At 68.3% G+C, this 18,825-nt stretch carries 16 protein-coding genes and 1 tRNA gene; 11 read left to right on the top strand and 6 right to left on the bottom strand.

Annotation, left to right across the window (positions count from 1 at the left end; all coding sequences use genetic code 11):
• Window positions 1-29: 29 nt before the first annotated feature.
• The 7 genes from ABZZ20_RS28435 to ABZZ20_RS28405 all read left to right on the top strand — a co-directional run bounded on the left by ABZZ20_RS28435 (window position 30) and on the right by ABZZ20_RS28405 (window position 7,534).
• Complete coding sequence (locus ABZZ20_RS28435) at window positions 30-500, top strand: hotdog fold thioesterase (RefSeq protein WP_356874353.1); 471 nt, start codon at window positions 30-32, stop codon at window positions 498-500.
• Between the two features lie 440 nt (window positions 501-940).
• Window positions 941-1,192 carry a hypothetical protein gene (locus ABZZ20_RS28430; protein WP_356874351.1) on the top strand — a complete coding sequence of 84 codons (252 nt, stop codon included), beginning with the start codon at window positions 941-943 and terminating at the stop codon, window positions 1,190-1,192.
• A 532-nt stretch (window positions 1,193-1,724) separates the two neighbouring features.
• Entirely contained in the window at window positions 1,725-2,960 is a 1,236-nt protein-coding gene (locus ABZZ20_RS28425; RefSeq protein WP_356874349.1) for a branched-chain amino acid ABC transporter substrate-binding protein, read from the top strand.
• A 110-nt stretch (window positions 2,961-3,070) separates the two neighbouring features.
• On the top strand, window positions 3,071-4,003 hold the full coding sequence (locus tag ABZZ20_RS28420; protein ID WP_356874347.1) for a branched-chain amino acid ABC transporter permease: 933 nt from the start codon (window positions 3,071-3,073) through the stop codon (window positions 4,001-4,003).
• Between the two features lie 5 nt (window positions 4,004-4,008).
• Window positions 4,009-5,739 (top strand): branched-chain amino acid ABC transporter permease, encoded by a 1,731-nt coding sequence (locus tag ABZZ20_RS28415; RefSeq protein WP_356874345.1) that lies wholly within the window; start codon window positions 4,009-4,011, stop codon window positions 5,737-5,739.
• Between the two features lie 5 nt (window positions 5,740-5,744).
• Window positions 5,745-6,821 carry an ABC transporter ATP-binding protein gene (locus tag ABZZ20_RS28410; protein ID WP_356874343.1) on the top strand — a complete coding sequence of 359 codons (1,077 nt, stop codon included), beginning with the start codon at window positions 5,745-5,747 and terminating at the stop codon, window positions 6,819-6,821.
• Complete coding sequence (locus ABZZ20_RS28405) at window positions 6,818-7,534, top strand: ABC transporter ATP-binding protein (RefSeq protein WP_356874341.1); 717 nt, start codon at window positions 6,818-6,820, stop codon at window positions 7,532-7,534. Before ABZZ20_RS28410 ends, ABZZ20_RS28405 begins: the two co-directional genes overlap by 4 nt.
• Window positions 7,535-7,601: 67 nt before the next feature.
• Here the strand turns inward: ABZZ20_RS28405 and ABZZ20_RS28400 are convergent, their stop codons facing one another.
• Window positions 7,602-8,252, bottom strand: coding sequence for a response regulator (locus ABZZ20_RS28400; RefSeq protein WP_356874339.1), 651 nt, complete (start codon window positions 8,250-8,252; stop codon window positions 7,602-7,604).
• A gap of 99 nt (window positions 8,253-8,351) precedes the next feature.
• Here ABZZ20_RS28400 and ABZZ20_RS28395 point away from each other — a divergent pair.
• A tRNA-Leu gene (locus tag ABZZ20_RS28395) sits at window positions 8,352-8,424 on the top strand.
• Between the two features lie 110 nt (window positions 8,425-8,534).
• Complete coding sequence (locus ABZZ20_RS28390) at window positions 8,535-9,299, top strand: helix-turn-helix domain-containing protein (protein ID WP_356874337.1); 765 nt, start codon at window positions 8,535-8,537, stop codon at window positions 9,297-9,299.
• On the opposite strand, the gene ABZZ20_RS28385 is transcribed toward ABZZ20_RS28390, so the two are convergent.
• The gene (locus ABZZ20_RS28385; protein WP_356874335.1) at window positions 9,296-9,982 is read right to left on the bottom strand and encodes a TetR/AcrR family transcriptional regulator C-terminal domain-containing protein; all 687 of its coding nucleotides are present in this window, start codon (window positions 9,980-9,982) and stop codon (window positions 9,296-9,298) included. The genes ABZZ20_RS28390 and ABZZ20_RS28385 overlap by 4 nt on opposite strands.
• Window positions 9,983-10,075: 93 nt before the next feature.
• Here ABZZ20_RS28385 and ABZZ20_RS28380 point away from each other — a divergent pair, with 93 nt between their 5' ends.
• Complete coding sequence (locus ABZZ20_RS28380; RefSeq protein WP_356874333.1) at window positions 10,076-11,533, top strand: MFS transporter; 1,458 nt, start codon at window positions 10,076-10,078, stop codon at window positions 11,531-11,533.
• Window positions 11,534-11,666: 133 nt separating this feature from the next.
• On the opposite strand, the gene pyk is transcribed toward ABZZ20_RS28380, so the two are convergent.
• Together pyk and ABZZ20_RS28370 are read right to left on the bottom strand one after the other, a co-directional pair.
• A complete protein-coding gene (pyk, locus tag ABZZ20_RS28375) occupies window positions 11,667-13,094 on the bottom strand; it encodes a pyruvate kinase (protein ID WP_356874331.1) in 1,428 nt (475 codons plus the stop codon).
• Between the two features lie 134 nt (window positions 13,095-13,228).
• Window positions 13,229-13,930, bottom strand: coding sequence for an SIMPL domain-containing protein (locus ABZZ20_RS28370; protein WP_356874330.1), 702 nt, complete (start codon window positions 13,928-13,930; stop codon window positions 13,229-13,231).
• 146 nt (window positions 13,931-14,076) lie between these two features.
• Between ABZZ20_RS28370 and ABZZ20_RS28365 the strand changes: the two genes are divergently transcribed.
• Window positions 14,077-15,888, top strand: coding sequence for a 5'-nucleotidase C-terminal domain-containing protein (locus ABZZ20_RS28365; protein WP_356874328.1), 1,812 nt, complete (start codon window positions 14,077-14,079; stop codon window positions 15,886-15,888).
• A gap of 22 nt (window positions 15,889-15,910) precedes the next feature.
• On the opposite strand, the gene ABZZ20_RS28360 is transcribed toward ABZZ20_RS28365, so the two are convergent.
• Window positions 15,911-17,320, bottom strand: coding sequence for a SidA/IucD/PvdA family monooxygenase (locus tag ABZZ20_RS28360; RefSeq protein ID WP_356874327.1), 1,410 nt, complete (start codon window positions 17,318-17,320; stop codon window positions 15,911-15,913).
• On the bottom strand, window positions 17,317-18,705 hold the full coding sequence (locus ABZZ20_RS28355) for an aminotransferase class V-fold PLP-dependent enzyme (RefSeq protein WP_356874325.1): 1,389 nt from the start codon (window positions 18,703-18,705) through the stop codon (window positions 17,317-17,319). The genes ABZZ20_RS28360 and ABZZ20_RS28355 overlap by 4 nt, the downstream gene beginning before the upstream one ends.
• Between the last annotated feature and the right edge of the window lie 120 nt (window positions 18,706-18,825).

Raw genomic sequence — 18,825 nt, 5'->3', positions numbered from 1 at the left:
TAACGATCGTTGACGAACGGAGCCTGCCCATGGGCGAGCAGCACGCTGTGAAGTTCCCGCAGGAAGTCCTCGACGAGTACGCGGCCCTGGGCATCGACCTGCCCGCGCTGTTCTCGGCGGGCGACCTCGGCGCGCGGATGGACATCCGCATCTTGGAGGCCTCGGCCGAGCGGGTCGTCGGCACCATGCCGGTCAAGGGCAACACCCAGCCGTACGGACTGCTGCACGGCGGAGCCTCCGCCGTCCTGGCCGAGACCCTCGGCTCCGTCGGCGCGATGATGCACGGCGGCATCAACAAGATCGCCGTAGGCGTGGACCTCAACTGCACCCACCACCGGGGCGCCCGCTCCGGCACGGTCACCGGTGTCGCCACCCCGGTGCACCGCGGCCGTACCACCGCCACCTTCGACATCGTGATCAGCGACGAGCAGGACCGCAGGGTGTGCAGCGCCCGCCTGACCTGCCTGCTGCGCGACGCCGGACCGGCCGCCGACGCCTGATCCCCCCTCTCCCCCCTTCTCCTCCCTTCCGCCGCCTCCCGTCCCGAGCCCCCGCAGGCCCGGATGCCGCCCCACCGGGTGGGATCCGGGCCTGCGGCAGGTGCGGGCCGGTCCCGGCGGCGGCGCCCCGACGGACCACATCCGGCCACATCGGACCGCGACCGCCTCCGCCAGGCCGCCCCGGCCGCCCCACGCCAGGCCAACCGCCCGGAATCCGCCAGTCCGCGCACGGAGCCCCCAGGACTGTTGTGTCACCGAAGGTGACCGCCTACCTTCCCCTCATGGGGACCCAGCCACACAAAGCGGCCCGGTACGGCATCGCCGCCCTCCTTGCGGCACTCGCTCTGCCCGGATGCTCCACTTCCGCCCCACACGCCCGACAGGCCCCTTCAACACCCGTATCCAGCCCCTCCTCACCCGCCCAGATCTGTACAAGTCTCGTGTCCTACTGGGCGAAGGAGACCCTCAAGGGCACCACGTGGTCCGGTCTGGACTGGGAGCAGAAGGGGCTCTCCAACGACCAGTACGCGATCCACGAGGACGCGGTCGCCGCAGGCCGCTCCGAAGAGCGAACAGCCGGACTGGACAAGGCACTTGAGCTGATCGATCGGCTCGTGGCACAACGCTGCGCCGAGCAGAACGGGGCCACCTGGAGCTCGGAGAACTGGCGACCGCCGAGCCCGGCCGGGTGACCGGAATCCCGCGCACGCTGTCCGGCTTCCGGGCACCCGTCGACGTACGGCCGATCCGCAGGTCGGGGGCCCTTCACCCGCAGGACCAAGATCCAAAAGAGTGCAGTGGATCAAGGGCGGTAATTACCCTCAGTAATGCCCACGCCCCACAGAATCCTCTTTTTCCCTGGCGGAATGCCACCCGACGGATTCTTTCGGACACAGCCTGCGACATTCCGCCAACTTCGATCAATGACAGGACCATGAGGGCCTCAAGCCCCTTAGAGGAACGGGGAATTCTCAGCATGCGGACATTCCCCGAAGTCGCCAAACGCCCGATCTGTCCGTACTCCCGCCACACATTCTTGGCCTTGGCATAACAAGACAGTCACATCCTCCTTTCCCCGCTCCCCGCACTCGCCACCTCGGCCCTAGAGTCACGGCCAGTCACCGCGCCGCAGGGCGCAACCCAGCACGGCCGTGGAGATCCCAGTGCGGCCCGGCGACCAAACGGCACCTCATCGAGGGGGCCGCGCCAGGGAAAGGAAGAATCGTGCGACACCGTTCTTTGCTCGTCCTCACCACCGTGATCACCACGGGAGCACTGACCCTCACCGCCTGCGGCTCGCGCGATGAGGCGAAGACCGGGGACAAGTCCGACGGCTCCAAGACCGTCGTCGTCATCGGCGTGGACGCCCCCCTCACCGGCTCGCTCTCGGCGCTCGGCCAGGGCATCAAGAACTCCGTCGACCTCGCGGCCAAGACCGCCAACAAGAACAACGAGGTCCCGGGCATCGAGTTCAAGGTCGAGGGCCTCGACGACCAGGCGGTCCCCGCCTCCGGTCAGGCCAACGCCACCAAGCTCGTCGGCAACAAGGACGTCGTCGGCGTCGTCGGCCCCCTGAACTCCGGCGTCGCGCAGCAGATGCAGGGCGTCTTCGCCTCCGCCAACCTGGCGCAGGTCTCCCCCGCCAACACCAACCCCGCGCTCAGCCAGGGCGACAACTGGGGCAAGGGCGAGTTCAAGCGGCCCTTCAAGACCTACTTCCGCACCGCCGCCACCGACGTGGTCCAGGGCAAGTTCGCCGCCCAGTACCTCTTCAAGGACGCCGGCAAGAAGAAGGTCTTCGTCGTCGACGACAAGCAGACCTACGGCGCCGGCCTCGCCGCGATCTTCTCCGAGGAGTTCAAGAAGCTCGGCGGCGAGATCGTCGGCACCGACCACGTCACCGTGAAGGAGACCGACTTCTCCTCCACCGCCGACAAGGTCAAGTCCTCCGGCGCCGACTCCGTCTACTTCGGCGGCCAGTACCCCGAGGGCGGCCTCCTCGCCGACCAGGTCAAGAAGGCCGGCGCCAACGTCCCGCTCATGGGCGGCGACGGCATCCAGGACCCCGCCTTCATCACCGCCTCCGGCGAGGCCAACGAGGGCGACCTCTCCACCTCCATCGGCTACCCGGTCGAGAAGCTCGACACCGCCAAGAAGTTCATCGAGGACTACAAGGCCGGCGGCTACAAGGACCCCTACGCGGCCTACGGCGGTTACTCCTACGACGCCGGCTGGTCCGTCATCCAGGCCGTCAAGGCCGTCGTCGCCGCCAACGGTGGCAAGCTCCCCACCGACGCCCGCGCCAAGGTCGTCGAGGCCCTCGGCAAGGTCTCCTTCGAAGGCGTGACCGGCAAGGTCGCCTTCGACGAGTACGGCGACACCACCAACAAGCAGCTCACGGTCTACAAGGTCGAGGGCGGCAAGTGGGTCGACGTCAAGAGCGACACCTTCAACCAGTAATCCCGTAGGACCCCGCTCCACCAGCCGCACCTGAACCAAACCCACCGCGCGAGGGCGCAACAGCGCCCTCGCGCGGAGTCTTATCCGACACGCTCATCGGAGGCCCTGCGGTGCACGAACTGCCGCAACAGCTGGCCAACGGCCTTGCCCTCGGTGCCCTTTATGGCCTCATAGCCATCGGGTACACCATGGTCTACGGCATTGTCCAGCTCATCAACTTCGCCCACGGCGAGATCTTCATGATCGGCGGCTTCGGCGCGCTCACCGCCTACGCCGCCCTCCCGACCGGCACCTCCCTGCTGATCGCGATCCCCATCATGATCGTCGGAGGCGCACTCGCCTCCGTCGCCGTAGCCACCGCAGCCGAACGCTTCGCGTACCGTCCCCTGCGCAGCGCTCCCCGGCTCGCCCCCCTCATCACCGCAATCGGCCTCTCGATCGCGCTCCAGCAGCTCGTCTGGCAGTTCTACCCGGACGCCAAGAAGGCCGTCAGCTTCCCCGAGTTCAAGGGCGAAGCCTTCAAGCTCACCGACAGCCTCGCCATCCAGCGCGCGGACCTCTTCGTGCTCATCCTCGCCCCGCTCTGCATGCTCACCCTCGGCATCTTCGTCCAGAAGAGCCGCAGCGGCCGCGCCATGCAGGCCACCGCGCAGGACCCCGACACCGCGAAGCTGATGGGCATCAACACCGACCGCATCATCGTCATGGCCTTCGCCATCGGTGCCGCGTTCGCCGCCGTCGCCGCCGTCGCCTACGGTCTCGACAAGGGCCAGATCAACTTCGAGATGGGCTTCATCCTCGGCCTCAAGGCCTTCACCGCGGCCGTCCTCGGCGGCATCGGCAACATCTACGGCGCCATGGTCGGCGGCGTCGTCCTCGGCCTCGCCGAGGCCCTGTCGATCGCCTACATCGAAGACATCCCCGGCATGTCGCAGCTCGGCGGTGGAGCCTGGTCCAACGTCTGGGCGTTCGTACTCCTCATCGTCGTCCTCCTCGTGCGGCCACAAGGCCTGCTCGGCGAGCGCGTCGCGGATCGGGCGTGAGAACCATGACCAACGAAGCAACCCTCCCGATCGAGGCCGAGGCGGCAACCACCGGTGCCGTCTCCCGGACCGCCCTGCTCTACACGGTCATCGGCGGAAGCCTGCTGACCGTCGTCAGCGCCTTCCTCGCCTGGACCTGGACCGCCAAGTTCCCCGGTGACCTCACCTACTACGGCAGCCCGGCCCCGATCCAGTTCGTCACCCTCGCCGGCGCAGTCCTCACTCTCGTCTACGCGCTCGCCGCGCTCGACGTGAAGGGCCTCGGCTGGCTCGCCCCCACCGGCTCCCGCAAGGCCATCGGGTTCCTGGCCATCGGCAACTTCCTGGCCACAGGTTTCACGGTCGTCTCCATCACCGTCGTCCTCGGCGGCATCGTCCACCTCGAACCCGGCGCCTACGTCGCCTTCGCCGGCTCGCTCATCCCGGCCCTCGCCTCACTCAAGCTCCCCGATGACAGCCACAAGGCGGCCCCCGCCAAGAAGCTGTCCTCCTGGGCCGAAATCCTCATCATCGTCGGCGTCTTCGCCCTCGGCCTCTACGTCATCACCTACGGCATCGACACCGACGACAAGGAGCCCCAGCTCTTCGTCGCCTACTTGATCACGGTCGGCTTCGCGGCCCTCGCCCTGCTCAAGTCCGGCCTCCTCGACCGGTTCAGCGCCATCACCGCGAACAACCGCCAGGTCACCCTGATGGGCACCGCGGCCGCCGCGATCGCCTTCCCGTTCATCCAGCAGAGCGGCGACACGTACACGCTCATCGCGGTGAACATCCTGATCTTCGCGACCGTCGCCCTCGGCCTCAACGTCGTCGTCGGCCTCGCGGGCCTGCTCGACCTCGGTTACGTCGCCTTCCTCGGCGTCGGCGCCTACGCCGCCGCCCTGGTCTCCGGCAGCACCGCCTCCGCCTTCGGCTTCCAGCTCCCCTTCTGGGCAGCGGTCATCGTCGGCGCCCTCGCCTCGCTCATCTTCGGCGTGGTCATCGGAGCACCCACGCTCCGCCTGCGCGGCGACTACCTCGCCATCGTCACCCTCGGCTTCGGAGAAATCTTCCGCATCGCCATGGGCAACCTCGACGGCACCTCCGGCCCCGACATCACCAACGGCCCCAACGGCATCCCCAACATCCCCCACCTCGAACTCTTCGGGTGGAACTTCGGGGAGTCCCACGACGTCGGCGGCATCACCCTCGGCGCCTACGCCAACTACTACTTCCTGATGCTGCTCGTGATGGCCCTGGTCGTCCTGGTCTTCGCCCGAGCCGGCAACAGCCGCATCGGCCGCGCCTGGGTCGCCATCCGCGAGGACGAGACCGCCGCCGAGGCCATGGGCATCAACGGCTTCAAGGTCAAGCTCATCGCCTTCGCCCTCGGCGCCACCCTCGCGGGCCTCGCCGGCACCGTCCAGGCACACGTGAACAGCACGGTCGTCCCCGAGAACTACGTCTTCGCCGGGCCCGTCCCGCCGAACTCCGCGTTCCTCCTCGCCGCCGTCATCCTCGGCGGCATGGGCACCATCCGCGGCCCCATCCTCGGCGCCGCACTGCTCTTCCTGATCCCGGCGAAGCTGGCCTTCCTCCAGGACTACCAGCTCCTCGCGTTCGGCATCGCCCTCATCCTGCTCATGCGCTTCCGCCCTGAAGGCCTCATCGCCAACAAGCGTGCGCAGCTCGAGTTCCACGACGACACCGCTGACCAGGCCCCCACGGACCTGGCCACCGCCAAGGCGGGTGCGTGAACACCATGACCACCACAGACACCACCACCACCACGGCGACCACCGTCCTCGAAGCCAGCGGCGTCACCATGCGCTTCGGCGGCCTCACCGCCGTCAAGGGCGTGGACCTCAAGGTCAACGCGGGCGAGATCGTCGGCCTCATCGGCCCCAACGGCGCCGGCAAGACGACCTTCTTCAACTGCCTCACCGGGCTGTACGTCCCCACCGAGGGAACCGTCAGCTACAAGGGCACGGTCCTGCCGCCCAAGCCGCACCTGGTCACCAGCGCCGGCATCGCCCGCACCTTCCAGAACATCCGGCTCTTCCACAACATGACGGTGCTGGAGAACGTCCTCGTCGGACGCCACACCCGCACCAAGGAAGGCCTCTGGTCGGCGCTCCTGCGCGGCCCCGGCTTCAAGAAGGCCGAAGCCGCCAGCGAGGCACGGGCGATGGAGCTCCTGGAGTTCATCGGCCTCCAGAACAAGGCCCAGCACCTCGCCAAGAACCTCCCCTACGGCGAGCAGCGCAAGCTCGAAATCGCCCGCGCCCTCGCCAGCGACCCCGGCCTCATCCTCCTGGACGAGCCGACCGCCGGCATGAACCCGCAGGAGACCCGCGCGGCCGAAGAGCTCATCTTCGCCATCCGCGACATGGGCATCGCCGTACTCGTCATCGAGCACGACATGCGCTTCATCTTCAACCTCTGCGACCGCGTCGCCTGCCTCGTCCAGGGCGAAAAGCTCATCGAAGGCACCGCGGCCGAGGTCCAGGGCGACGAGCGCGTCGTCGCCGCCTACCTCGGCGAGCCCTTCGAAGGCGACCCGGGCGCGGCGGAGGTCGCCGAGGTGGAAGCCGCCGAAGCACACGCGGCGGCCGAGGCCGAGGCGCCGGCTGAGGCCGAGGCGCCGGCTGAGGCCGAGGCGCCGGCTGAGGCCGAGGCGCCGGCTGAGGCCGAGGCTGAGGCCGAAGCTGAGACGCCGGCCGAGGCTGCGACCGAGGCCGACGCGGACGCTGAGGTTGCCGCCGACGCAGACGCCGAGGCCGCACCCGACGCGGACAGCACCACCAGCACCACCAGCACGGACGGAGACGCCAAGTGACCGCACTACTCGAGGTCAACGACCTCAAGGTCGCCTACGGCAAGATCGAAGCCGTCAAGGGCATCTCCTTCACGGTCAACGAAGGAGAGATCGTCTGCCTCGTCGGCACCAACGGCGCCGGCAAGACGACCACCCTGCGCACGCTCTCCGGGCTCCTCAAGCCCGCCGGCGGCACCATCACCTTCGACGGCCAGCCCCTCACCAGCGTCCCCGCCCACAAGATCGTCTCCCTGGGACTCGCCCACTCCCCCGAGGGGCGCCACATCTTCCCCCGGCTGACGATCGCCGAAAACCTCCAGCTCGGCGCCTTCCTGCGCACCGACAAGGAGGGCATCGAGAAGGACATCCAGCGCGCCTACGAGATGTTCCCCATCCTGGGTGAACGCCGCAAGCAGGCCGCCGGCACCCTCTCGGGCGGCGAACAGCAGATGCTCGCCATGGGCCGGGCCCTCATGTCCCAGCCCAAGCTGCTCATGCTGGACGAGCCCTCCATGGGCCTCTCCCCGCTGATGATGCAGAAGATCATGGCGACCATCGCCGAGCTCAAGGCCACGGGCACCACCATCCTGCTCGTCGAGCAGAACGCCCAGGCCGCCCTCTCGCTGGCCGACCAGGCCCACGTGATGGAGATCGGCAAGATCGTGCTCTCCGGCTCCGGCCAGGAGCTCCTCCACAACGAGGACGTCCGCAAGGCGTACCTCGGCGAGGACTGATCTCCCCACCGCACATGCGTGAGGCCCGCCACCGTCCCCGGTGGCGGGCCTCACGCATGTCCTCCCGCTACTTCGCGGCGTTCTTCTTCTCCTCGGCGTCCTCGATGACCGCCTCCGCGACCTGCTGCATGGACATACGACGGTCCATGGAGGTCTTCTGGATCCACCGGAACGCGGCGGGCTCGCTCAGGCCGTACTGCGTCTGCAGGATGCTCTTGGCGCGGTCCACGAGCTTGCGGGTCTCCAAACGCTGCGAGAGGTCCGCGACCTCCTGCTCCAGCGCGCGCAGCTCCGCGAAGCGCGACACGGCCATCTCGATCGCCGGCACGACATCGCTCTTGCTGAACGGCTTCACGAGGTACGCCATGGCCCCCGCATCCCGGGCCCGCTCGACCAGGTCGCGCTGCGAGAACGCGGTCAGCATGAGCACGGGAGCGATGGACTCCTCCGCGATCTTCTCGGCCGCGGAGATCCCGTCCAGGACGGGCATCTTCACATCCAGGATCACCAGGTCGGGCCGGTGCTCCCGGGCCAGCTCGACGGCGGTCTGGCCATCACCGGCCTCACCGACGACGGCGTAGCCCTCCTCTTCGAGCATCTCTTTCAGGTCGAGACGGATGAGCGCCTCGTCCTCGGCGATGACGACACGGGTCGTCAGCGGCGGAACGTGCGACTGGTCGGCGTCGGGCGTGGGCGTCGACTCGTGCTCGGCGGTCACGGGGGCTCCTCGTTACGGGGCATAACAGCTCCCACGAGCCTACCTAGCTCCTGTATGTTTGTTGCACGGAGGGTCTCAGGTATCCTTTGTTTCCAAGGGGCCCCGGTAGCCCAGCGGTAGAGGCGATGGATTCAAAACCCATTCAGCGTCGGTTCGAATCCGACCCGGGGCACTTCTCCTTCGATTTAAAGGTCGCGAGACGATTCCGCGATCTTCACTCGCACTGGTGAACATACCTTCGAATTGCAGCCAATCGGGCGAATGTCGTCGAAGCTTTCACGCGTGGAGCACAACCCTTCGACCCGCGAACAGGCACTGATCCTCCTCCGCCGAGGCGAAACCAATCGCGCCGTCGCCGAACACTTCGGCATTCCTCGCGGCACCGTGGGCTGGTGGCGGCATGAGGACCGGAAGCGCCGCGGCGAAACCTACACGCAGCCGACCGACTGCCCGAGATGCCTAGACCGCCCGTTCGACCACGTGGCGTACGCCTACCTCTTAGGGCTCTACCTCGGCGACGGCCACATCATCTCGAAGCCCAAACAGCACCACCTGTCCATCTTTTGCGACGCGCTTTGGACCGGACTCATCGACGCCGCCGAAGAAGCGATGCGCCTCGTGATGCCCATGCCCAAGGTAGGTCGCCGACACAAGGCCGGGTGCGTGGAGGTGAAGTCCTACACGCATCACTGGACGTGCATGTTTCCGCAGCACGGGCCCGGCAAGAAACACGAGCGGCGGATCGTCCTGGAGGGCTGGCAGCAGGAGATCGTCGATGTCCACCCGTGGGAGTTCCTCCGGGGGCTGATCCACTCCGACGGGTGTCGGATCATCAACTGGACCGTCAGGAACGGCAAGCGCTACGAGTACCCGCGGTACTTCTTCACCAACAAGTCCGACGACATCCGGAAGCTCTGTACGGACACGCTGGCCAAGGTGGGGGTCCAGTGGACGGTCCTGGCGCGGGGCAGCGACCCGTTCAACGTGTCCATCGCCCGCAAGGCGTCCGTCGCGTTGATGGACGCCCACATCGGGCCGAAGCACTAGGAGCGGGGCGGGTCCAGCAGGGCGGCCATACCGTCGAGGAGGCGTTCGAGGCCGAAGGTGAAGCGGGCTTCCATGGAGGGGTCAGTGAGGTCGCCGGCGAGGGCGACCAGGTTCGGGAAGGTTTCCGGAGGCAGGGCGCGGAAGCGGTCTCCCACGGAGACGGCGACGTCGCGGCGGCTGGTGCCGGTGGTTTCGGAGGCGGCGATGGGGGCCTGTTCTTGGAGGACGAAGCCCTGGACGTAGGCGCCGAGCAGGTAGGTGATGAGGGCTGCGTCGGCGTCGTTGAATCCGGCGGTCCGGAGCCGGTCGAGTTGGTCTTCCATGAGGCGCAGTAGGTGTGGGCCGGGGGCGAGGCGGCCCGCGACGACTCTGGCTGCGTCGCGCTTTCCGAGCAGGTGGCTGCGGTAGCGGATGCAGTACGCGCGGAACTGCGTGCGCCAGTCCCCTTCGCGGGGTGGTGGTTCGGCGTCGGCCATGAGTGCGTCGGTGAGCAGGTCGAGGAGTTGTTCCTTGTTGCGGACGTGCCAGTAGAGCGAGGCTGCTTTGACGCCGAGTTCGGTGGCGACCTTGCGCATGGAGAGTCCGTTGATGCCTTCGCGTTCGAGTACGCGAAGGGCTGCTTGTACGAGTGCGTCGCGGGTCAGGGCTGGCGGCGGGGTGTTTTGTACCGGCTCGTCGACCATGGTCGCCTCCTTCGTGAGAACCGACTTGCAAGCTAACACTGTTAGAGGCACTCTTGCCCCATCGGTCAACGTCTAACACTGTTAGGGAGCGTGATGGAGGAGTCGTCCCCCCGACGCAAGGGGCTCGTGCTGGCCGCCCTGTGCGCCACGATGTTCATGGCGATGCTCGACAACGTCATCGTCAACAACGCCTTGCCCCGCATCGGAGAGGATCTCCATGCGGGGATCAGCGGATTGCAGTGGGTGGTCGAGGGCTACAGCCTGGTGTACGCGGCTCTCCTGCTCACCGGCGGCACGCTCGGTGACCTGTACGGGCGCCGGCGGATCTTTCTTACCGGGCTGGCGCTGTTCACGGCCGGGTCGGCGGCTGCCGCGCTGTCTGGGTCGATCGGGATGCTGGTCACCGCGCGTCTGCTGCAGGGGCTGGGCGCTGCGCTGCTGACGCCGGGCAGTCTGGCGATCCTGCGGCACGTGTTCACGGAGGAGAGGGAGCGTGCGCGGGCCGTCGGGCTGTGGTCGGGTGTGTCTGCGCTGGGTTTGGCGTTGGGGCCGGTCGTGGGTGGCCCGCTCGTGGATACGTTCGGGTGGGCGAGCGTGTTCTGGATCAACGTGCCGATCGGCGTGGCGGGGTGGGTGCTGGCGGTGTCGGTGCTTCCGGAGTTCGCGACGCGGGCGCGGCGGATCGACGCGCCGGGGCAGTTGTTCTCCGCTCTGGGGTTCGGTTCGCTGGTCTACGCGCTGATCGAGGGGCCGACGCGCGGGTGGGGTGACGGCTGGGTGTTGGTGTTCGCGGCGGTGGCGGTCCTGGCGCTGGGGGCGTTCGTGATGGTCGAGTTGCGCGCCCTTGATCCGATGCTCGATCTGCGTTTCTTCGGGGACCGGGTGCTTGGTGGGGCGGCGCTGACCGGTTTCGTGGTCAGCTTCGGGATGTTCGGTGCGACGTTCTTCCTACCGTTGATGATGCAGGGCCTGATGGGGTGGTCACCGTCGGACGCGGGGCTGGCGGGGCTGCCGATGACGGCCGTGATCGTCGTGGCGGCGCCGCTGTCAGGCGCGCTGACCTCGCGCGGTGGCCCGCGGGTTCCTTTGGTGGCCGGTCTGGCGCTGTGTGCGGTGGGGCTGGGCGGGCTGTCGTTGTACGGGGCGGACGCGCGCTATCCGGAATACGTGTGGGTGTTGCTCACTATGGGGTTCGGCATGGGGATGACGTTCACGCCGGTATCCATCACGGTGATGTCGCGCGTGGCTCCAGAGCAGGCGGGCATGGCCTCGGCGACGGTCAATACGCTGCGCGAGGTCGGCGGCGTCGTCGGTGTTGCGGTGCTGGGGGCCGTGTTCACGGGTCGGATGTCCGCGCCGTTGCACGAGGCGACGGAGGCCGCGTTCGTGGAGGGGCTGCACCTGGCGGTCCGCTGTGGTGGCGGCGCTCTGGCTGTCACGGCGGTGGTGGTGGCGGTGCTGTTGCGTCCGGGGCGGGGCGGGCCGGTGGACGGGCCGGCCGGCGTGCGGGCCTCTGGGGCGGGTCGTCAGCCGGAGATCACGGTGTCGTAGAGGGGTCAGCCCGGGATGTCCTGCGCGCCGGTGTCGAGTGGGGGCGAGCAGTATCGAGGAGGGCGTGGAGGGTGGCGGGGTGCGGTTGCGGTCCGCGTCGGGCGGACGGCGCCCGACGCGGTGGGTGGCGGGGTCAGCGGACGGCGTCACCGATGCGGTGGACGCGGACCAGGTTGGTGGAGCCGGTGACGCCGGGGGGCGAGCCCGCGGTGATGACGACGACGTCTCCGGGTACGCAGCGGCCGATGCGGAGGAGTTCCTCCTCGACCTGGGCGACCATGGCGTCGGTGGAGTCGACGTGCGGGCCGAGGAAGGTTTCGACGCCCCAGGTGAGGTTGAGTTGGGAGCGGGTTGCGGGGTCGGGGGTGAAGGCGAGGAGGGGGATGGGTGAGCGGTAGCGGGAGAGTCGGCGGACGGTGTCTCCGCTCTGGGTGAAGGCGACGAGGAACTTCGCGCCGAGGAAGTCGCCCATCTCGGCGGCGGCGCGGGCGACGGCCCCGCCCTGGGTGCGGGGCTTGCTGAGCTCGGTGAGCGGGCGGAGTCCCTTGGCCAGGATGTCTTCTTCGGCGGCTTCGACGATGCGGGACATCGTTTTGACCGTTTCCACGGGGTATTTGCCGACGCTGGTTTCGCCGGAGAGCATGACGGCGTCGGTGCCGTCGATGATGGCGTTGGCGACGTCGGAGGCTTCGGCGCGCGTGGGCCGGGTGTTGTCGATCATCGAGTCGAGCATTTGCGTGGCGACGATGACGGGCTTGGCGTTGCGCTGGGCGAGTTTCACGGCGCGCTTTTGGACGATGGGGACTTGTTCCAGGGGCATTTCGACGCCGAGGTCGCCGCGGGCGACCATGATGCCGTCGAAGGCGGCGACGATGTCGGCGATGTTGTCGACGGCCTGGGGCTTTTCGATCTTTGCGATGACGGGGAGGCGTCGGCCTTCCTCGTCCATGATGCGGTGGACGTCTTCGATGTCGCGGCCGCTGCGGACGAAGGAGAGGGCGATCACGTCGGCGCCGGTGCGCAGGGCCCAGCGGAGGTCTTCGATGTCCTTGTCGGAGAGGGCGGGGACGGAGACGGCGACGCCGGGGAGGTTGAGTCCCTTGTGGTCGGAGATCAGGCCGCCTTCGATGACGGTGGTGCGGACGTGGGGTCCGTGTACTGCGGTGACCTGGAGGGTGACGCGGCCGTCGTCGACGAGGATGCGTTCGCCGGTGGTGACGTCGGTGGCGAGGCCCTTGTAGGTGGTGCCGCAGGTGTTGCGGTCGCCTTGGACGTTGTCGACGGTGATGGTGAACTCGTCGCCGCGTTCAAGGAGTACGGGGCCTTCGGCGAAGCGGGCGAGGCGGATCTTCGGGCCTTGAAGGTCTGCGAGGATGCCGACGCTGCGGCCCGTTTCGTCGGAGGCCTTGCGCACGTGTCGGTAGCGCTCCTCGTGTTCGGCGTAGGTGCCGTGGCTGAGGTTGAAGCGGGCGACGTCCATTCCGGCTTCGACCAGGGCTTTGATCTGGTCGTATGAGTCGGTGGCGGGGCCCAGGGTGCATACGATTTTTGCTCGGCGCATGAGGCGAGCGTATGCCCCTACCAGGCAGTAGGAAATTGGTTCCGGATGTCCACTCAACAACCTTTGGGCAAAAGGTTGTTGACAATTTTTGAATGTGCGTGGGGGTGCTCTGATGAGCACCCCCGGACGTGTTTTTAGAGCTGTGGCGGGGTCATCGTGAAGCGGGCGTTCACCTGGGCGTGGACGGTCTGTCGTTGGGGTTCGAGGTCGAGGGGTGGGGCTGCGGATTCTTCGGTGGCGGAGAAGGCCATGGTGCGCATGGCGCCGCCGGCGGAGCGGCTGAGGGGTCCGGCGTCTTCGGCTCCGAGGTCGGCGAGTTCGACGAGGGCGGCGAGGTTGGCGCCGAGGGCCGAGGCGTATTCGCGGGCGCGTTGGACGGCTTCGAGTACGGCTTGGCGGCGGGCTTCGCCGTGGGCGGGTGAGGTGGGGCGCAGGGCCCACCAGGGGCCGTCGATGCTGGTGAGTTCGAGGTCGGCGAGGCGGGTGGTGAGTTCGCCGAGGGCGGTGAAGTCGCTGAGTTCGGCGGTGATGTGGACGCGGCCGTGGTAGGCGCGGACGCGTTCGGCGCGGCCGTGGCGGGTGAGTTCGGGGTTGATGGAGAAGGTTCCGGTCTCGACCTTTTCGACGGCGTTGCCGTAGCTCTTGACGAGGTCGAGGGCGGCGGTGTTGCGGCGGGTGAGGTCTTGGAGGGCGGTGCGGCGGTCGGTGCCGCGGGCGCTGACGGTGATGCCGATGCGGGCGATTTCGGGGTCGACTTCGAGGTGGGCTTCGCCTCGGACGGCGACGCGGGGTACTTCGGGTGTTCCGTAGGGCTGGTGCGATGCGTCCTGGGTCATGGTTTCACTGTCGCACCGTCGCGCGGGGGGCTCTGGTCATCGGATCGAAACCTGGTGGGGGTGTTGCCGGTTGTTACTGATCGGTCAGAATCTACGCGCGTTGTTCACGCCTCAGGAGTTGTTCAGGCCTCACAAGGGGAGATGGCATGGCGTTCGACCGTAGGACGTTTTTGGGTACGTCGGCTGCGACGGGTGCGGCCGTGGCGTTGGCGGGGGCCACGAGCTCCCCGGCAGTGGCGGCCGAGGAAGCTGCTGGGGCCGGCGCGGCCCGGGCACCTCGGACGTACTCGTTCACGGTGATGGGGACGACCGATCTGCACGGGAACGTCTTCAACTGGGACTACTTCACGGACAAGGAGTTCGACGACAAGGCGCACAACGACGTCGGTCTGGCGAAGATCTCGACGTTGGTGCAGCAGGTGCGGTCGGAGAAGGGGCGCTGCAATACGCTGCTGATCGATGCGGGTGACACCATCCAGGGCACGCAGTTGTCGTACTACTACGCGAAGGTGGATCCGATTACCGCGCGGCGGGGTCCGGTGCACCCGATGGCGCAGGCGATGAATGCGATCGGTTATGACGCGGCGGCGTTGGGGAACCACGAGTTCAATTACGGCATTCCGGTGCTGCGCAAGTTCGAGGAGCAGTGTCACTTTCCGCTGCTGGGGGCGAACGCGCTGGATGCGAAGTCGTTGCGGCCGGCGTTCCAGCCGTACAGCATGCACCGGTTGCGGACGCCGCACGGGCGGGATGTGAAGGTGGCGGTGCTGGGGCTGACGAATCCGGGGATCGCGATCTGGGACAAGGCGAACGTGCAGGGGAAGATGACGTTCCCGGGTCTTGAGGAGCAGGCGGCGAAGTACGTGCCGAAGCTGCGGTCGATGGGCGCCGATGTGGTGATCGTGTCTGCGCATTCCGGTTCGAGCGGTACGTCTTCGTACGGGGACCAGTTGCCGTACATCGAGAACGCGGCGGGTCTGGTGGCGGAGCAGGTGCCGGGGATCGACGCGATCCTGGTGGGGCACGCGCACACGGAGATCCCGGAGTACCGGGTGAAGAACAGGGCGACCGGCAAGGAGGTGGTGTTGTCGGAGCCGCTGAAGTGGGGCCAGCGGCTGACTTTGTTTGATTTCGAGCTGATGTGGTCGAAGGGCTGCTGGTCGGTGGCGAAGGTGTCGGCGAGGGTGCTGAACTCGAATACGGCGGTCGAGGACCCGAAGATCGTGCGGTTGCTGTCGGACGAGCACCGCAAGGTGGTTGCGTACGTCAATCAGGTGATCGGTACGTCGACGCAGGCGATGTCGTCTGCGGAGGGTCCGGTCAAGGACGTGCCGATCATCGATCTGATCAACCACGTGCAGGCGGAGACGGTGAGGGGGGCGCTGGCCGGTACGGAGTGGGCGTCGCTGCCGGTACTGTCGCAGGCGTCGTGCTTTTCTCGGACGGCGTCGATTCCGGCGGGGCAGGTGACCATCAAGGACGCGGCGGGCCTGTACCCGTTCGAGAACACGATGGAGGCGCGGTTGTTGACGGGTGCGCAGGTGAAGGATTACCTGGAGTATTCGGCGCGGTACTTCGTGCGGACGGCTCCGGGGGACGTGGTGGATCCGGCGAAGCTGACGAACTCTGAGGGCGTTCCGGACTACAACTATGACGCGGTGTACGGGCTGACGTACGACATCGATATCGCGCAGCCGGTGGGGTCGCGGATCACGGGGCTGTCCTTCCAGGGGAAGGCGGTGGATCCGCAGGCGCGGTTCGTGCTGGCGGTGAACAACTACCGGGCGTCGGGCGGAGGGAACTTCCCGCATGTGCCGCAGGCGAAGCAGTTGTGGGCGAATTCGGACGAAATCCGTAACACGATCATCCAGTGGGTGAAGGCGACGGGGACCGTCGACCCGGCGCAGTTCGCGTCCGTGGACTGGCGGCTGGTCCGGGCCGGTGTGCCGGTCTTCTAGCGGCCTGGGCTAGGGGCTGGGGCTAGGGGCGTTCGAACAGCGGGAGCAGTGCGACCGTGGGTTGGGGGCGGGGGTGTTCCCGCTGTTCGAGGCCGAAGGTGGTGAAGGCGGTGCGGGTGGGCTGGGGGTAGGGCTCATTGCCGGTGAGGGTGTTGAGGATGGTGGCGCTGCGCCAGGCGGCGAGGCCGAGGTCGGGGGCTCCGACGCCGTGGGTGTGGCGTTCGCCGTTCTGGACGAAGATGCTGCCGGTGACGCTGGGGTCGAGGACCATGCGGTGGTTCTCGTCGATGCGGGGGCGGCCCGAGGAGTCCTTGCGCAGGTAGGGGTCGAGGCCGACGAGGAGTTGACCGAGGGGGCGGTCGCGGTAGCCGGTGGCGAGGACGACGGCGTCGGTGGTGAGGCGGGAGCGGGTGCCCTGCTGGGTGTGTTCGAGGTGGAGTTCGACCTTGGTGGTGGCGACGCGGCCGGCGGTACGGACGGTGACGCCGGGGGTGAGGACGGCGTCGGGCCAGTCTCCGTGGAGGGTGCGGCGGTAGAGCTCGTCGTGGATGGCGGCGATGGTGGTGGCGTCGATGCCTTTGTGGAGTTGCCACTGGGCGGGGACGAGTTGGTCGCGGACGGGTTCGGGCAGGGCGTGGAAGTAGCGGGTGTAGTCGGGGGTGAAGTGTTCGAGGCCGAGCTTGGAGTACTCCATCGGGGCGAAGGAGGGGGTGCGGGCGAGCCAGGTGAGGCGTTCGCGGCCGGTGGGGCGTGCGCGGAGCAGGTCGAGGAAGACTTCGGCGCCGGACTGGCCTGATCCGATGACGGTGACGTGGTCGGCGCCGAGGATGCGTTGGCGGTTGTCGAGGTAGTCGGCGGAGTGGATGACGGGGACGGTGGGGGCTTCGGCGAGGGGGCGCAGGGGTTCGGGGACGTAGGGGGCGGTGCCGATGCCGAGGGCGAGGTTGCGGGTGTGGGTGCGGCCGAGGGCCACGGCTTCGCCTGCAGTGTCGAGTTGGGTGAAGTCGACTTCGAAGAGGTCGTGTTCGGGGTTCCAGCGGACGGCGTCGACTTGGTGGCCGAAGTGGAGTCCGGGGAGGCGGCCGGCGACCCAGCGGCAGTAGGCGTCGTACTCGGCGCGTTGGATGTGGAACTGCTCGGCGAAGTAGAAGGGGAAGAGCCGTTCCTTGTGCTTGAGGTAGTTGAGGAAGGTCCAGGGGCTGGCCGGGTCGGCGAGGGTGACGAGGTCGGCGAGGAAGGGGACTTGGAGGGTGGTGCCGTCGATGAGGAGTCCGGGGTGCCAGCGGAAGTCGTGGCGCTGGTCGTAGAAGGCGGTGGCGAGTTCGCCGGTCCCTTGGCGGGGCAGGCCGTGGGCGAGGGCGGCGAGGGACAGGTTGAACGGGCCGATACCAATTCCGACGAGGTCGTGGGGTGCATCGAGCTGGGCGGTCATCGGTGGGCGCTGCCTTCCAGGAGGGTGATGAGGGTGTCCAGGTCCCGGGCTGTGGTGTGGGGGTTGAGCAGGGTGGCTTTGAGCCAGAGGCGTCCGTCGGCGGTGGCGCGGCCGAGTACGGCGTGACCGTCGTAGAGGAGGGTGCGGCGCAGGGCGGCGACATGGGTGTCGTCGGCCTGGATGGGCCGGAAGAGGACGGTGGTGAGGGTGGGTGCCGCGTGGAGTTCGAAGGCGGGGTGTGCTTCGAGGAGGTGGGCCAGGTGGTGGGCGAGTTCGCAGGTGCGGTCGATGAGGTGGGCGAGGCCGTCGCGGCCGAGTGAGCGCAGGGTGGTGGCGATCTTGAGGGCGTCGGGGCGTCGGGTGGTGCGCAGGGAGCGGCCGAGGAGGTCGGGGAGTCCGGCTTCGGTGTCGTCGGGGGCGTTGAGGTAGTCGGCTTGGTGCGTGAGGGGGGCCAGGAGCCTGCTGTCGGGGACGGCGAGGAGGCCTGCGGCGACGGGTTGCCAGCCGAGTTTGTGTAGGTCGATGGTGAGGGACTGGGCGCGTTCGAGGCCGGTGAGGCGGGGGCGGTGGCGGGGGCTGAGGGCGAGCAGGCCTCCGTAGGCGGCGTCGATGTGGAGGTCGGCGCCGTATTGGTGGCATAGGTCGGCGATGGGGTGGAGGGGGTCGATGAGGCCGGCGTCGGTGGTGCCCGCGGTGGCGGTGACGAGGGTGGGGCCGGTGGTGGAGGCGAGGGCTTCGGCGAGGCGTGCGGGGTCGAGGGTGCCGGTGGGGGTGGGGAGGGGGGTGGAGGGGGGCAGGCCGAGGAGCCAGGCGGCTCGGGGGACGGAGTGGTGGGCGTTGGCTCCGTGTAGGACGGTCAGGTTGTTCCCGTGGCGTTCGCGGGCCAGGAGCAGGGCGAGTTGGTTGGCTTCGGTGCCGCCGGTGGTGACGAGGGCGTCGGGGGTTGGGGTGTCGTAGAACTCGGCGGCGAGGGTGTGGGCGAGGAGGGTTTCGATCGTGGAGGCGGCGGGGGCCTGGTCCCAGGAGTCGAGGGAGGGGTTGAGGGCCGCCGCGGCGAGGTCGGCGGCGACGGCGACGGCGAGGGGTGGGCCGTGCAGGTGGGCCGTGCACAGCGGGTCGGCGGGGTCGGCGGCACCTGCGGCGAGGGCGTGGACGAGGGTCCGGAGCGCTTCGTGGTCGCCGGTTCCGTGGTCGGGGAGTACGTCGCCCAGTGCGGCGGTGACGCGTGCGGTGACGGTGTCGGGGCCGCCTGCGGGGACGGGTCCACCGCGCTCGCGGGCTCCGGTGCGGAGGGCGTCGAGGACGGTGTCGAGCAGGGGGCGCAGGGCGTCGGCGCCCGTGCAGCCGCCGGCGAGCGGGGGCGGTGTTCCGGGCGGCGCTGTCATGCGGGGTCCTCACGGGAACGGTTCTGCGGCTCGGGGGGCCGGCCCTGTCGTGGGGTGCCTGGCGGTGGGCGCTGCCGCGGTGGCGGCGTGGATGCCCGACGGGTACAACGATCAGACCCG

Source organism: Streptomyces sp. NPDC006430 (genome assembly GCF_040612395.1).
Lineage (GTDB): Bacteria > Actinomycetota > Actinomycetes > Streptomycetales > Streptomycetaceae > Streptomyces.
The sequence above is the reverse complement of the archived record's forward strand: the minus strand, read 5'-3'. Positions and strand labels throughout refer to the sequence as shown.